General features: G+C 72.9%; 11 protein-coding genes. 4 read left to right on the top strand and 7 right to left on the bottom strand.

All coding sequences use genetic code 11. The features are described from left to right. Window positions 1-15 precede the first annotated feature (15 nt). Genes ACH4S9_RS18805 through ACH4S9_RS18820 form a run of 4 tightly spaced genes read right to left on the bottom strand, consistent with a single transcriptional unit; the run spans window position 16 to window position 4,898 of the window. Window positions 16-1,041 carry an ABC transporter permease gene (locus tag ACH4S9_RS18805; protein ID WP_398373088.1) on the bottom strand — a complete coding sequence of 342 codons (1,026 nt, stop codon included), beginning with the start codon at window positions 1,039-1,041 and terminating at the stop codon, window positions 16-18. Continuing rightward, complete coding sequence (locus ACH4S9_RS18810; RefSeq protein WP_398373090.1) at window positions 1,034-2,551, bottom strand: sugar ABC transporter ATP-binding protein; 1,518 nt, start codon at window positions 2,549-2,551, stop codon at window positions 1,034-1,036. The genes ACH4S9_RS18805 and ACH4S9_RS18810 overlap by 8 nt, the downstream gene beginning before the upstream one ends. Next, the gene (locus tag ACH4S9_RS18815; protein ID WP_398373092.1) at window positions 2,548-3,582 is read right to left on the bottom strand and encodes a sugar ABC transporter substrate-binding protein; all 1,035 of its coding nucleotides are present in this window, start codon (window positions 3,580-3,582) and stop codon (window positions 2,548-2,550) included. The genes ACH4S9_RS18810 and ACH4S9_RS18815 overlap by 4 nt, the downstream gene beginning before the upstream one ends. Further along, window positions 3,579-4,898, bottom strand: a complete 1,320-nt coding sequence (locus ACH4S9_RS18820; protein ID WP_398373094.1) for an enolase C-terminal domain-like protein — start codon at window positions 4,896-4,898, stop codon at window positions 3,579-3,581. Before ACH4S9_RS18820 ends, ACH4S9_RS18815 begins: the two co-directional genes overlap by 4 nt. A gap of 175 nt (window positions 4,899-5,073) precedes the next feature. Here ACH4S9_RS18820 and ACH4S9_RS18825 point away from each other — a divergent pair, with 175 nt between their 5' ends. Genes ACH4S9_RS18825 through aspA form a run of 4 tightly spaced genes read left to right on the top strand, consistent with a single transcriptional unit; the run spans window position 5,074 to window position 9,843 of the window. After that, window positions 5,074-5,844 carry a FadR/GntR family transcriptional regulator gene (locus ACH4S9_RS18825; protein ID WP_358848530.1) on the top strand — a complete coding sequence of 257 codons (771 nt, stop codon included), beginning with the start codon at window positions 5,074-5,076 and terminating at the stop codon, window positions 5,842-5,844. Then, a complete protein-coding gene (locus ACH4S9_RS18830; RefSeq protein ID WP_398373096.1) occupies window positions 5,841-7,289 on the top strand; it encodes an amino acid permease in 1,449 nt (482 codons plus the stop codon). Before ACH4S9_RS18825 ends, ACH4S9_RS18830 begins: the two co-directional genes overlap by 4 nt. After that, window positions 7,286-8,446, top strand: a complete 1,161-nt coding sequence (locus ACH4S9_RS18835; protein ID WP_311729560.1) for an asparaginase — start codon at window positions 7,286-7,288, stop codon at window positions 8,444-8,446. The genes ACH4S9_RS18830 and ACH4S9_RS18835 overlap by 4 nt, the downstream gene beginning before the upstream one ends. Continuing rightward, the gene (gene aspA / locus ACH4S9_RS18840) at window positions 8,443-9,843 is read left to right on the top strand and encodes an aspartate ammonia-lyase (protein ID WP_311729559.1); all 1,401 of its coding nucleotides are present in this window, start codon (window positions 8,443-8,445) and stop codon (window positions 9,841-9,843) included. The genes ACH4S9_RS18835 and aspA overlap by 4 nt, the downstream gene beginning before the upstream one ends. 61 nt (window positions 9,844-9,904) lie before the next feature. On the opposite strand, the gene ACH4S9_RS18845 is transcribed toward aspA, so the two are convergent. From ACH4S9_RS18845 to ACH4S9_RS18855, 3 genes are all read right to left on the bottom strand, one after another. Beyond that, the gene (locus tag ACH4S9_RS18845; protein WP_398373099.1) at window positions 9,905-11,227 is read right to left on the bottom strand and encodes a GAF domain-containing protein; all 1,323 of its coding nucleotides are present in this window, start codon (window positions 11,225-11,227) and stop codon (window positions 9,905-9,907) included. A gap of 143 nt (window positions 11,228-11,370) precedes the next feature. Beyond that, window positions 11,371-13,794: a SpoIIE family protein phosphatase gene (locus ACH4S9_RS18850; RefSeq protein ID WP_398373101.1), complete on the bottom strand. Its 2,424-nt coding sequence runs from the start codon at window positions 13,792-13,794 to the stop codon at window positions 11,371-11,373. Window positions 13,795-14,001: 207 nt separating this feature from the next. Further along, complete coding sequence (locus tag ACH4S9_RS18855) at window positions 14,002-14,748, bottom strand: GntR family transcriptional regulator (RefSeq protein ID WP_311729556.1); 747 nt, start codon at window positions 14,746-14,748, stop codon at window positions 14,002-14,004. Window positions 14,749-14,841 lie beyond the last annotated feature (93 nt).

Raw genomic sequence — 14,841 nt, forward strand, 5'->3', positions numbered from 1 at the left:
AGATTTCCCTTAATACTATGACTCCTGTGCCTCGCCGGTGGTGAGCCTGGCGACGATCAGAGCGAGCAGGATGATGCCGCCGTAGATCGCCTCAATCCAGAACGACGACACCTGGGCGAGGGTGAGCAGGTTCTCCAGCATCCCCAGCAGCAGCGTGCCCAGCAGGGCGCCGAGCAGGGAGCCGCGGCCGCCCCGGAGGCTGATCCCGCCGATCACCGCGGCCGCGAAGACGGTGAAGATCATGCCGCTGCCCTGGTTGGCGTCGACCGCGCCGACCCGTCCGGCGATGACCAGTCCCGCGACGGCCGACAGCGCCCCGCCGACCACCAGCACCGACCAGCCCACCCGCGCCACGCGGATGCCCGCCGCGCGGGCGGCCGGGGCGTTGCCGCCGACCGCGTACACCGCGCGGCCGAAGCGGTGGTAGCGCAGGCAGAATCCGGCCACGGCGAAGCACCCGGCGCTCACCCAGACACAGAGCGGCAGGCCCAGCCAGTTCTCGGAGCCCAGAGCGAAGAACGCGGGCGGGGCGTCGAACAGCGTCTTGCCCGAGACCACGCCGATCAGGACCCCGCGCAGCACGATGTTCATGGCGAGCGTGACGATGAAGCCGTTGAGCCCGAGCCCCACGATCAGGGCGGCGTTGACCGCGCCGACCACCGCCCCGGCCACGGGGATGATCAGCAGACCCAGCCACGTCGGCCAGCGGGTGCCGAAGCCGCCGGAGGCGGCGGGGATCACGACCAGGAAGCCGAGCGCGGGCGCCAGGCCCGCGATGGACTCCAGGGACAGATCCATCCGGCCGCTGATCAGGATCATCGCCTCGGCGAGCACCAGCAGCCCGAGCGCCGAGGAGGCGCCCAGGATGTTGATCAGGTTCTCCCGCTCCAGGAAGGTGTCGTTGGTCAGCGCGCCGATCACCAGCAGCAGCACCACCGCGGGCAGCAGCGCGAGGTCGCGGACCCGGAACAGCGCGGCGCGGCGGGCCGGGCCGGGTGGGGAAGCGGCCGGTCCGGGCTGTGAAGCGGCCGGGTCACCCATGGCCGGCCGTCACCCCCTCGACGGCGGCGAGCAGTTCACCGTCCCGCCAGCCCGCCGGGTACTCGGCCGAGACGAAGCCGTTGAACATGACCAGGACGCGGTCGCAGACGCGCAGGTCCTCGAGCTGGTCGGAGACGATCAGCACCGCACGCCCCTCGGCCCCGGCCCGGAGCGCCGCCGTCAGCAGGGTGCGCTCGGCCCGTACGTCCACCCCGGCCGTCGGGTCGATGAGCACCAGCACCCTGGGGTCGGTGGCCAGGGCGCGCGCCAGGACCACCTTCTGCTGATTGCCGCCGGACAGCGCGCCGATCGGCTGGGCGGGCCCCCGGGTGCCGATGCCGAGGCCTGCGATCGCCCGCCGGGCCACGGCGTCCCGCGCCCCGGACCTGATCAGGCCCAGCGGGCCGAGCCGTCCGCCGATCGGCAGGGTGATGTTCTCGGCCACCGACAGCTGCGGGACCAGCCCCTCGTGATGCCGGTCGCGCGGCAGACAGCCGACCCCGGCGGCCAGGGCCGCGGGCACGCTCCCGGTGCGCAGCGGGCGGCCGAAGATCCAAACGCGGCCGCCGGAGGTCCGGTGCAGACCGGCCACCGCGGCCCCCAGCTGATGGCTGCCGGAGCCGGCCAGCCCGGCCAGGCCCACCACCTCACCGGCCCCGACGGTCAGGGAGACGTCGTGGAAGCTCGGACTGCTGAGGTGGTCCAGGCGTACGGCGGCGGGGGCGGGCTGTGTGGGCCGCGGTGGTGCGGTGTGGGGGACCGGCAGACCGCCGCGCTCGCCCGTCATCGCCTCGATCAGCTTTCCCGGGGACATCGCGCCGACCGGCGCGGTGACGATCCGGCGGGCGTCGCGGAGGACGGTGACGGCCTGGCAGACCTCGTACACCTCCCGCAGGTGGTGGGAGATGTAGAGGAAGGTGACCCCGGCCTCCTGGAGCCGCCGCATATGGGCGAAGAGCCGGCCGGTCGCCCGGCTGTCCAGCTGGGCCGTCGGCTCGTCCAGGACGATGAAGCGGGTGCCGAGCGAGAGCGCACGCGCGATCTCCACCAGCTTGGTCTCCTCGACGCTCAGCCCGCCGGCCCGGGCTGTCTCGTCCACCGGCACGCCCCACTCGTCCAGGAGCGCTCGGGCCTCCCGCCGCATCCGCCGCCGGCTGATCATCCGGGCGCGCGGGGTGACCGGCTGACGCCCCAGGAACAGGTTCTCCGCCACCGACAGCTCGCCGATGGTCGTCGACCGCTGGTAGACGCAGGCCACCCGGCGGCGCCAGGCCGCCCGGTCGGCGACGGCGGGCGCGGGCTCGCCGTCGTAGCGCACGGTGCCGCGCTCCGGCCTCGTCAGCCCGGTGAGGACCGACACCAGCGTCGACTTGCCCGCCCCGTTCCGGCCGACCAGGGCGTGCGACTCGCCTCCCGCGACGGCGATCCCCGCGTCCAGCAGGGCCACCGTGGGCCCGTACCGCTTGGTGATCCCGAGGGCCTCGACGAGCGGCGGCCGGGCGGTGTTCATCGGCGGTTGCCCCACAGCGCCGGGTCGTCGACGTTGTGCCGGGTCACCAGCGGCGCGGGGAGCTGGTCCTGGAGGATGCCCCCGGGCAGCTCGACGACGGTGCTGCCGTGGTCGGTGCGGCCGGTGTGGAAGGTCTTTCCGGCCATCGCCCGCTTGATGTAGTACATGGCGTACTTCGCGTACAGGTCGGCGGGCTGGGAGACGGTGGCGTCGATGAAACCCCGGCGGATCGCGGTCAGCTCCTGCGGGATGCCGTCGTTCGACACGATGGTGATGTGGCGGGGGCTGCCCGCGCGGACCAGCGCGTTGTGGCGCTGGAGGGTCCGCAGGGTGGGCGCCAGATACACCCCGCCGGCCTGGAGATAGATGCCCTTGATGCCGGGGTTGGCGGTGTACAGGGCCTCAAGGCCGGCCGCGGCCTTGTCCGCCTGCCACCGGGCGGGGATGTTCAGCACCTTGATCGCCGGGTAGTGCCGCGCCATGCACCCGGAGAAGGAGGACGTGCGGTCCCGGCCGTTGACCGAGGCCAGATCGCCCTGGATCTGCACCACCTTGCCGGTCTTCACGGCCCGGCCGAGGACCTGGCAGGCCTTGCGGCCGTACGCCCGGTTGTCGGCCCTGACCACCATCGCCACCTTGCCGCTCCGCGGGGCCACGTCGACCGCGACCACCGGGACGTGTGCGCGCTGGGCGGCCCGCAGGCCCGGGACGATGGCGGCGGAGTCGATGGGCGAGACGACCAGGCCCTTGACGCCCTCGGACAGCAGCGTCTGGACGTCGGTGATCTGTTGGCCCGCGTCGCCGTTGGAGTTCACGGTGGGGAGCACACGGACGCCCTGGGCCGCGGCCTGCCGGGGGATGTCCTGGTTGTACGCCTGCCAGAACGGCGAGGTCAGGAACGGGACGACCACACCGACCCGGCCGCCGCCCCGACCACCGGCCGGCCGCCCGCCACAGCCCGCGGCGGCCGGCCCCAGGGCCAGGGCGAGGACCGTGGCGACGGCGGCCGCGCGGTGACGCGTGGCGCTCATGCCGTTCTCCAGATCGCGCCGTCCGGGTAGGCGTACGCGCGCAGCGACTCGGGCCGCAGGGTGGAGCTGAACCCGGGGACGGAGGGGGCCGTGTACCGCCCCCGGGCGATCACCGCGGGATCGGTGAAGTGCTCGTGCAAATGGTCGACGTATTCGACGGTCCGGTCCGCGAGCCTGCCGGAGACCGCCACATAGTCGAAGGCGGCCAGGTGACGCACCAGCTCACAGAGCCCGACGCCGCCCGCGTGCGGGCACACCGGAACCCCGAAATCCGCGGCGAGCAGCAGGATCGACAGCAGTTCCGGGATCCCGCCGACGCGGCAGGCGTCCAGCTGGACGACGTCCAGGGCCTGCGCCTGAAGGAGCTGTTTGAAGACCACCCGGTTGGCCGTGTGCTCACCCGCGGCAACCTTCACAGGTGCAACGGCGCGCCGGATCGCGGCGAGGCCCAGGATCTCGTCGGGGGAGGTGGGCTCCTCGATCCAGTACGGGTCGAACCCGGCCAGCGCGCGGGTCCACTCGACCGCCTCGCCCAGCTCCCACCGCTGATTGGCGTCCAGGGCGATCCGCACCCCGGGGCCGACCGCCTCGCGGGCGATCCGGCAGCGCCGGATGTCGTCCTCCAGATCGGCCCCGACCTTCAGCTTGATCTGGGTGAAGCCGTCGGCGACGGCCCGGCGGGCGGCTGAGGCGACGTGGGCGTCGGAGTTGCCGAGCCAGCCGGGGGAGGAGGCGTAGGCCGGATAGCCCTCGGCGCGCAGCCGGGCCTCGCGCTCCGCCCTGCCGGGCTCCGCGCGGCGCAGGATCAGCAGCGCCTCGTCGGGGGGCAGCGCGTCGGCGAGGTAGCGGAGGTCCGCGACGGCCACCAGCTCCTCGGGGGTGAGGTCGGCCAGCAGCTTCCACAGCGGCTTCCCCCGCCGCTTGGCGTACAGGTCCCACAGGGCGTTCACCACGGCGCCGAGGGCCATGTGGGTGACGCCCTTCTCCGGGCCCAGCCAGCGCAGCTGGCTGTCGCCCGCCAGTGCGCGGTAGCGGGCGTCCAGGCCGGCCGGGGTTTCGTCGAGCTCCGTCCCGGCCAGGTGGGGGCGCAGGGCGTCGATCGCCGCGACCGCCACTTCGTTGCCCCGGCCGATGGTGAAGCAGAGGCCGTGGCCCTCCAGCCCGTCCGGGGCGTCGGTGCGGATGGTCACATAGGCGGCCGAGTAGTCGGGGTCGGGGTTCATGGCGTCCGAGCCCCAGCCCCACCGCGAGGTGGGGAAACGGATGTCGTGCGTGTCGACGGCCGTGATACGCGCCTTCGTCAGCTGCTGCGTCATGGCTGATCACGCACCTGTCGCTCGTGCCCTCGGCCGGAGCCTCCCGGGCGGCGGGGATCGCGCCAAGAAACTCCACATAGAGCATAAGCCGGACAAAAGGCACATTCCGTGGAGTCGGGTGCTCTTTGTTGCGGAACTATTGACAACGCTTCCGTGGCCAGCCGAATATCTGCCCGTGAACTTGTCAGACAGCCAGACAGGCCAGGTCCCGGCAGCCCCGTCAGTCCCTCGCCGTGTGAGCGCCATGGAAGCGGTGCTCGCGCACCTTCGCCGCGCCATTGAGCAGGGTGAATACGCGGTCGGGGACAAGCTTCCGTCCGAGGCGGAACTCTGCCGCCGGCTGGAGGTGAGCCGACCGGTGCTCCGGGAGGCGCTCCGGGCCCTTCAGACGATGGGGCTCACCGCCTCGCGTACCGGCAAGGGTACGTTCGTCATCTCGAACGGCCCGGTGGAGGACCCCACCTTCGGCGACTACACGGCGAGCGACCTGCTCGAGGTGCGTCGGCACATCGAGATCCCGGTCGCCGGGTACGCGGCCGTCCGCCGCACCGCCGAGGACCTGGACCACCTGAGCCATCTGCTGGAGCGGATGGAGCGGGAGACCGACACCACCGCCTGGGTGGCGATGGACACACTTTTCCATCTGACCATTGCCCAGGCAGCCCGGAATCCTGTATTCCGCAAGGTGATCGAGGAGATCCGCGACGCCCTGGCACGGCAGTCCGCGTTCCTCAACGAGCTCGGTGGCCGGCGGGAGCAGGCGAACCGGGAACACCGGGCGATCGTCGAGGCGCTGTCCGACGGTTCGGAGCCCGACGCGACGGCGGCGATGTCACATCACCTCCAGCGTGTCGAAACAACCCTCACCTCCATCGTGCGACCAGGCCCCGAGGCCGGGCGCGCGACAGGAGTCATGCAATCCCCAATGGAAGGCCAGCAGGAGTGAGCGAGCAGTCCCTCCGGCAGGATGAACGCCGTCAAGAGCCCCACCCGAAGACGCAGTCCCCCGCGCATGTCGACGCGGGGGACGCCGGGTACAGCAAGTCCCTCAAGGCCCGGCACGTCAACATGATCGCCATCGGTGGCGCCATCGGCACCGGGCTCTTCCTCGGAGCCGGAGGCCGGCTCCACAACGCCGGACCCTCGCTGTTCATCGCCTACGCGGTCTGCGGCGTCTTCGCCTTCCTGGTGGTGCGGGCCCTGGGCGAGCTGGTGCTGCACCGCCCCTCCTCGGGCGCCTTCGTCTCGTACGCCCGTGAGTTCCTCGGCGAGAAGGGTGCCTTCGTCGCCGGCTGGATGTACTTCCTGAACTGGGCCACCACCGGTATCGCCGACATCACGGCGGTCGCGACCTACACCCACTACTGGGGCATGTTCACCGACATCCCGCAGTGGGTGATCGCCCTGATCGCGCTCGCCGTCGTGCTGGCGGTGAACCTCATCTCGGTCAAGTTCTTCGGCGAGATGGAGTTCTGGTTCGCGATCATCAAGGTCGGCGCGCTCGTCACCTTCATGGCGATCGGCATCTTCCTGCTGGTCACCCGCCACCCGATCGACGGCAACACCCCCGGCCCCGGGATGATCTTCGACCACGGTGGCGTCTTCCCGCACGGGGTGCTCCCGATGCTCCTGGTCGTCCAGGGTGTCGTCTTCGCCTACGCGTCCGTGGAGCTGGTCGGCGTGGCGGCGGGGGAGACCGAGAACCCCGAGAAGATCATGCCCAAGGCGATCAACTCCATCATGTGGCGCGTCGCCCTCTTCTACGTCGGCTCCGTGGTGCTGCTCTCCATGCTGATGCCGTACACCTCCTACGCGGACGGCCAGAGCCCGTTCGTGACCGTGCTGTCCAACATCGGCGTGCCCTCGGCGGGCGCGGTGATGAACCTGGTCGTGCTCACCGCCGCGATGTCCAGCCTCAACTCCGGGCTCTACTCCACCGGCCGCATCCTGCGCTCGATGGCCAAGTCCGGCTCCGCGCCCAGGTTCACCGGCGTCATGAGCCGCACCCACGTCCCCTACGGCGGGATCCTGCTCACCGCCTTCTTCTGTGTGCTGGGCGTCGTCCTGAACTACGCGGCGCCGAGCAAGGCCTTCGAGATCGTGCTCAACTTCGCGGCGATCGGCATCCTCTCCACCTGGGCCATGATCATGCTGTGCCACCTGGTCTTCTGGCGGAAGGCCAAGGCCGGTCTGGTCCGGCGACCCGGCTACCGGCTCCCCGGATCGCCGTTCACCGAGATCATCACCATCGCCTTCCTCACCTCCGTCCTGGTCCTGATGTGGGCCGACGGCGGACCCAGCCGGCTGACCGTCATGGCGCTCCCCGCGATCGTGCTGGCGCTGGTCCTCGGCTGGTTCGGCGTACGCGGCCGGGTGAACGGCCGGCGATGACCGCGACCGACCGCGACAACACCCCCACCACCCTGAACACCTCTCCGGACGCCTTCCCCTTGAACACCTCCTCCGTGAACACCTCCCCCCACACGTATCCCGACGGCCACCGTCCGCTGCCCGCCGAGGCGCCCGAGATCCGCGAGCCGCGCCATGTGCCGCTCGTCCAGGTGATACGCGGCGGGCTCATCGAAGGCGTCCACCACGGGTCGGCCGTGGTGCTGGCCGCCGACGGCCAGGTGCTCCTCCAGGCCGGCGACCCCGACGTCGCGTTCTACCCCCGCTCGGCACTCAAGCCCGTCCAGGCCGTCGCCCTGGTGCGCGCCGGGCTGCCGCTGGACGGCGAGCTGCTGGCGCTTACCGCGGCCAGCCACTCCGGCCAGCAGCGCCACCTGGCCGGGGCCCGGCGCATCCTCGCGCACGGCCCGATCTCCGAGGACCTGCTGCGCAACGTCCCCGACCTGCCCTACGGCGCCCCCGAGCGCGAGGCGTGGCTGCGCGCCGGGCACGGCCCCTCCCGGCTCGCCCAGAACTGCTCGGGCAAGCACGCCGCGATGCTGCTCACCGCCCAGCTGCGCGGCTGGCCCCTGGAGGGCTATCTCGACCCGGCGCACCCGCTCCAGCAGCTGATCGCCGAGACCGTCGAGGACCTGACCGGCCGGCGCGTCGCCCAGGTGACGGTCGACGGATGCGGCGCCCCGCTGTTCGCCGTCTCGCCGCGCGGGCTGGCCCGCGCCCTCGCGCGGATCGCCGCCGCCCCGGCGGACACCCCCGAGGGCCGGGTCGCGGCCGCCATGCGCGAGCACCCCGAGATGGTCGCCGGGACCGGGCGGGACGTCGCCCGGCTGATGCGCGCGGTGCCCGGCCTCGTGGCCAAGGACGGCTTCGAGGGCGTCCAGGTGGCCGCGCTGCCCGACGGGCGGGCGCTCGCCGTGAAGATCGCCGACGGGGCGGACCGCGCCCGGATGCCGGTGACCGCCGCCGCCCTCGCCCACCTGGGCGTCGACCCCGGGCTGCTCGCCGAGTTCGCCGAGGCCCCGGTGCTCGGCGGCGGCCGGCCCGTCGGTAGCCTGCGCGCGGTGGACTTGCTCCGCCCCACGTCACCCCCCACCCTCAACCCTCACCCCGCCTCACCAAGGGACACCGCACACCGATGACTGCCACCGGCTTTCGCCGAGAACACGACCTCCTGGGCGACCGTGACGTGCCGGCCGACGCGTACTGGGGCATCCACACCCTGCGCGCCACCGAGAACTTCCCCATCACCGGCACCACCATCGCGGCCTACCCGCACCTGATCGGCGCGCTGGCCGCCGTCAAGGAGGCCGCGGCCCGGGCCAACCAGGACCTCGGGCTGCTCGAGGCGCGCAAGGCCGACGCCATCGCGGCCGCCTGCCAGGAGATCCGGGAAGGCCGGCTGCACGACCAGTTCGTGGTCGACGTGATCCAGGGCGGCGCGGGGACCTCGACCAACATGAACGCCAACGAGGTGATAGCCAACCGGGCGCTGGAGCTCCTCGGCCACGCCAAGGGCGACTACACCGAGATCCACCCCAACGAGGACGTCAACCTCAGCCAGTCCACCAACGACGCCTACCCGACCGCGGTCAAGGTCTCCACCATCCTCGCCGTGCAGGGGCTGCTCGCCGCGATGGAGATCCTGCGCCAGGCGTTCGCCGACAAGGCCGAGGAGTTCCGCGACATCCTGAAGATGGGGCGCACCCAGCTTCAGGACGCGGTGCCGATGACCCTGGGCCAGGAGTTCTCCGCGTACGCGGTGATGCTGGAGGAGGACCAGAGCCGGCTGCTGGAGGCCCAGAGCCTCGTACACGAGATCAACCTCGGCGCCACCGCGATCGGCACCGGCCTCAACGCCCCCGCCGGCTACGCCGAGGCCGTGCGCCACCACCTCGCCGACATCACCGGCCTGCCCGTGGTCACCGCCGCCAACCTGGTCGAGGCCACGCAGGACTGCGGCGCGTTCGTCCATCTGTCCGGCGTCCTCAAGCGCATCGCCGTCAAGCTCTCCAAGAGCTGCAACGACCTGCGGCTGCTCTCCTCCGGCCCGCGTGCCGGGCTGAACGAGATCAACCTGCCGCCGGTCCAGGCCGGGTCCAGCATCATGCCCGGCAAGGTCAACCCGGTCATTCCCGAGGTGGTCAACCAGGTCGCCTTCGAGGTGATCGGCAACGACGTCACCATCACCATGGCCGCGGAGGCCGGGCAGCTCCAGCTCAACGCCTTCGAGCCGATCATCCTGCACTCCCTGTCGGAGAGCATCACGCACCTGCGCGCGGCCTGCCTGACGCTCGCCGAGCGCTGTGTCTCCGGCATCACCGCGAACGCCGAGCACCTGCGGGCGACGGTCGAGAACTCCATCGGCCTGGTCACCGCGCTCAACCCGCACATCGGCTACAGCGCGGCCACGACGATCGCGCAGGAGGCGCTGGCCACGGGGCGTGGCGTGGCCGAACTGGTCCTGGAGAAGGGGCTGCTGCCGGCGGACCGGCTCGCGGCGGTGCTCCGTCCGGAGGAGGTCGCCGGCCGCGGCTGATCCGGCCCGGAGCCCGGTCCTCAAGCTCCCCGGCTACCGCTGGGCGGTGCCCCCCGACACGCTAGATATCGGCGTCGCGGAGGCGCGCCACTCCTGGTGCGGCGCTGAAGGGGAGCAGGTCCTGGAGGCGTTCCGGGTGACGTACGTCGACGTGGAGCCGGTCGGCGATGCGGTAGGGGCGGTGCGCGAGCACCGCCCCGAAGCTGCGGCGAAGCCGGGACATGGCCGCGCGCACGGTCACCGTCCGCGTCGGGTCGCCGAACAGGTCGTCGGCCAGCTGCGCCGCCGTCCGCCCCTCGGGGGACGCGGCGAGAACCAGCAGCATCTCGGCGTGGCGCGCGCTGAGCTGGTGGGTCCAGGTGCCCGAGGGCCCCGAGAAGGTCAGCGACCACTCGTGCGGACGGCGGACGTCCAGCACCAGCCGGCCCGCGCCGCCCGGCCCGTACGCCCCGCCGGGCTCGTCCGGACCGCCGGGCTCGGAGCCGAGCACCCGCAGCAGATGCCCGCCCGGCAGCGGTTCCACCGTGCACGCCCCGAGCGCGGGCAGCCACACCGGCCCGTCGTGCAGCGCCTTGGGCAGCAGCAGCCGGCGGTCCCGCGGGGTGACGCCGGTGACCCCGGCGATCCAGCCGTGCGGGTCGACCACGGCCGCCTTGCCGTGGATCCGCGCGAGCACCGGGGCCGCGACGGCGCGCAGCCGGTCCAGCTCCCAGCTGTGGGCCAGGCGCAGTTCGCCCTCCGCCCACCGGGCCGTCGCGGTGACCAGGGACAGCACGGTCGGGTGGGCGCTGGCGGCCGGGCCGCTGATGTCCACGATGCCCAGCAGCCGTCCGTCCCGGGGGTCGTGGACCGGGGCCGCGGCGCAGCTCCAGGTGTGGAAGGCGCGTACGAAGTGCTCGGAGGAGTGCACCCGGACGGGCGCCCGGACGGCAAGCGCGGTGCCGATGCCGCTGGTGCCGGCGACGTCCTCGGCCCAGTGGGCGCCCTCGGTGAGCGCGATGCCGTCGGCGTGTCTGCGCACCCCGCGGTGGCCGTCGATCCACAGCACCCGGCCGTCGGCATCGGTGATGATCATGATGTGTCCCGCCGCCTCCGCCGCCTCCAGCAGACCGGTGTGCAGGGTGGGCAGCACCTCGACCAGCCGGGTCTGGCGCCGGCGCCGCTCCAGCTCCTCGATGCCCAGCAGCCGCGGGGCGCTGCCGCGCTCCGGGTCCAGGCCCAGCCGCAGCATGCGGTCCCAGGACTGTCCGATCACCGGGCGCGCGGGCAGCGGAAGCCGGCCCCGGCTCAGGGCGGCCTCGCGCATGACGGCCATGAGCCGGGCCGATTCGGCGGGGCTCAGGCCGGCCAGCGGGCCGGCGCCGAGCGAGGCTTGAGTTCGCATGGAGATGCGGCCTTCCGTTCCTTGGGTGCCACGCGCCCCGGCCGAACCGGCTTTGTTTCCTTGGCGATTGTAACGACCTGGGGGCGACAGGGATCGGCGACGCGACGCCGATCCCTGTCGCCCCCAGGTCGTAAGGGCCGACCTCATTCGGAGGGACCAGGCAGGCCCTGCTCGGCCCAGATCGTCTTGCCGGTGGGACCGTGCCGGGTGCCCCAGCGCCGGGTGAGCTGAGCCACCAGCAGCAGCCCCCGGCCGCCCTCGTCGAACACCCGCGCCCGGCGCAGATGCGGGGCGGTGTCGCTGCCGTCGGAGACCTCGCAGATGAGGCTGCGGTCGTGGATCAGGCGCAGCTGGACGGGGCCTTGGGCGTGCCGGATGGCGTTGGTGACCAGTTCGCTGACCACCAGTTCGGTGGTGAAGACCACCTCGTCCAGGCCCCAGGCCAGCAGCTGGTCGGTGGCGTACTTCCGGGCCCGGGCCACCACGGCCGGATCGGAGGGCAGATCCCAGGTGGCCACCTGGCTCGCGTCCAGCGCCCGGGTACGGGCCATCAGCAGGGCCACATCGTCGGCGGGGCGGCCGGGGACCAGCGTGCCCAGCACGGTGCCGCACAGCTCGTCCAGGGACTCGGCGGGCCGGGTGAGCAGCGCGCGCAGCGCCTCCGCCGCCTCGTCCACATCGCGGTCGGGGGCCTGGATCAGGCCGTTGGTGTAGAGGGACAGGACGCTGCCCTCCGCCAGCTCCACCTCGCGGGATTCGAAGGGCAGGCTGCCCAGGCCCAGCGGCGGCCCGCTGGGCAGGTCCAGGTAGTCCGCGGTGCCGTCGGGCCGGGTCAGCACGGGCTGTGGATGGCCGGCGCGGGCGAGCGAGCAGCGCCGCGAGACCGGGTCGTACACCGCGTACAGGCAGGTGGCGCCGGTGACCCCGGTGACATCGCCGCCCGGCTCGCCCCCCGCCTCGGCGGACACCCGGGTGACGAGGTCGTCGAGATGGGTGAGCAGCTCGTCCGGGGGCAGATCGACATCGGCGAGCGTGCGCACCGCCGTACGCAGCCGGCCCATGGCGGCGGACGCCTGGACGCCGTGGCCGACCACATCGCCCACCACCAGCGCCACCCGGGCGCCGGACAGCGGGATCACATCGAACCAGTCGCCCCCGATCCCCGCCCGCGACCCGGCCGGCAGATAGCGGAAGGCGGTCTCGACCGCGGCGTGGCGCGGCAGGCTTCGCGGCAGCAGGCTGCGCTGAAGGGCCAGGGCGGCCTCGCGCTGGCGGGTGTAGCGGTGGGCGTTGTCGATGCACACCGCGGCCCTGGCCGTGATCTCCTCGGCGAAGAGCAGATCGTCCTCCCCGAACGGCTCCGGGCTCCGGTGGCGGGCGAAGGCGGCGACGCCCAGCGTCGCCCCGCGGGCGCGCAGGGGGACCGCGATCGTGGAGTGGAAGCCGAATTCACGCAGCCGCGCGGCCCGTGCGGGGTCGTCCTCCTCCCACCGGGCGATGGCCTCGGGCGTCACCTCGAGCAGCAACCCCCGCCCCGCGGCCAGGCACTCGGCCGCGGGCGATTGCTCCGGGTAGACGGCCAGCTTCCCGAGCTCGATCACCACGTCCGGCCTGCCTTCGAGCGCCGACCGCGCGGCGACGCGGCGCAGTACGACGGTGCCGGGCACCGGACCGGGGGGCGGCCCGTCGCCACCGGGGTGGATCGAGGGGAGCAGATCCACCACCGCGAAGTCCGCGAAGCCCGGGGCGGCCACATCGGTCAGCTCCTGCGCGGTGCGCGCGACGTCCAGGGTGGTGCCGATCCGCACGCCGGCCTCGTTGAGCAGCGCCAGCCGCCGCTGCGCCTCGTACCGCACGGTGACATCGTGTCCCGACAGGACCACGCCCAGCACCCGGCCGTCGGCGCCGCGCACCGGGGCCAGCAGGGTCGTCCAGGCCGCCTTGCCGGGTGCCGGCAGCAGGCTCATCCGCTGCGGCCGGCCGGTCTCCAGCGCCTCGCGTATCTGCCGCTCGATCTCGGCGCCGCGCCCATCGGCCACGATCTCCGACATGCGCAGCCCGCGCATCCGGTCCTGGCCGAGCCCGACCACGCGCTCCATGTCCGCGTTCGCCCAGCGCAGGAGCAGCCGTTGGTCGAAGACCGCCGTCGTGCAAGGACCCTGCGTGAACGCGGCCCTGATCAGCCCGTCGTCGTCGGCGGCCGGCTCCCTACGGCCCAGCGGGGAGACCACCAGCCACTCGGCGCCGCCGTCGGCCGTCGTCCTGTGGTGGGCCAGCAGGCCGACCCGCAGCGCACTGCCGTCGTGGCGGAGCAGCGTCAGCTTCCCGCTCCACCTGCCCAGCCGCTCCAGGGAACCGGGCAGGTCCGCGACCGCCCCGTCGGCGAGCAGCAGGGCGGCGGGCCTGCCCACCACCGCCGCGCTCGGGTGGCCGAGGAGCCTGCGGGCCCCCTCGCTCCACCCCGTGACGATGCCCCGCTCGTCGATGGTGGCTCGGGCCGTGGCCGCCTCGTCAAAGAGGTCGGCCGACCGGACGGGCCGATCCCGTGTGGTGTCCGGTCGCCTCATGGTCGTTCATCCCACGCTGCCTGGTACATCCGGGCCGGATACATCCGGCCGAGGTCGTGAGAGCAGGCGCGCCGCCACCTGACCGCGGCGGAAGAGCGCCTGGATACTCACATGTTCAAGTATGCATCGGCTGCTCATCTGGCCATCTGCCCATCCACCGCTCTCTCCAGTGAATACCCGCTCGGAGGAAATACCGACCGCCGGCCCTCAGGGGGCGACCGGAAACTCGTACACCAGCTGATAGCGCCCGGCCGTGACCACGATGTCGGCGGTCTCCACCGCCCGGTCACCGCTGTAGTACGTGCGCTCCAGGGCCTCGACCACCGAGCCGGCCGCGATCTCCAGCAGCCCGGCCTCCTCCGCCGAGGCCGTGCGCGCCACCACCGCCTCCACCGCCCGGTCCACCGGCATCCCGATATACGCCATCCGCGCGACGACCCCCCGCCCGGCCAGCGGGCCCGCCTCCGGCAGTACGACCGGCGTCCCACCGGTCAGCTCCAGCGGCTCCCAGCTGGTGGAGACCATGCTGCGGGCGCTGTCCGTCCAGAACACATACGCGCTGCGCACCACCTGCGCGCCCGCCGCGAGCCCCAGCCGCTCCGCGATCCCCGGCGGCGCGGCCACCGTGGTGGAGGTGCACTCGCGCCGCCCCGCGCCATGGTCCGGCAGGTCCAGCACATACGGAGCGCCGCTGAGCCTCCCGTCGTGCCAGGAGCGCACCATCCGCCGCAGCGCCGCGGGCTCGCGTACGTACACCCCGCTGCCGGCGCGCCCGTAGACCAGGCCCTCGGCCATCAGCACCCGCACCGCGGCCACCGCCACATTGGGTCCGACGCCGTACTCCTCGGCGAGGCGGGCGCGGGAGGGCAGCCGCTCCCCGGCGGGCAGCAGGCCGTCCTCGATCTGGCGGCGCAGATCCCGGGCCACGCGAAGGTAGGCGGGTGGTTCGGTCATCGCGGTTCTTCCGTCTCCTCCGGGCTCGGGCGGGCCGGTGTGACGGACCACACAGCCGCCTACCTGATGCACCAGGTGCGTCCGCGCGGCGGC

This window comes from Streptomyces sp. NPDC021225 (assembly GCF_044332865.1).
In the GTDB taxonomy this organism is placed as follows: domain Bacteria; phylum Actinomycetota; class Actinomycetes; order Streptomycetales; family Streptomycetaceae; genus Streptomyces.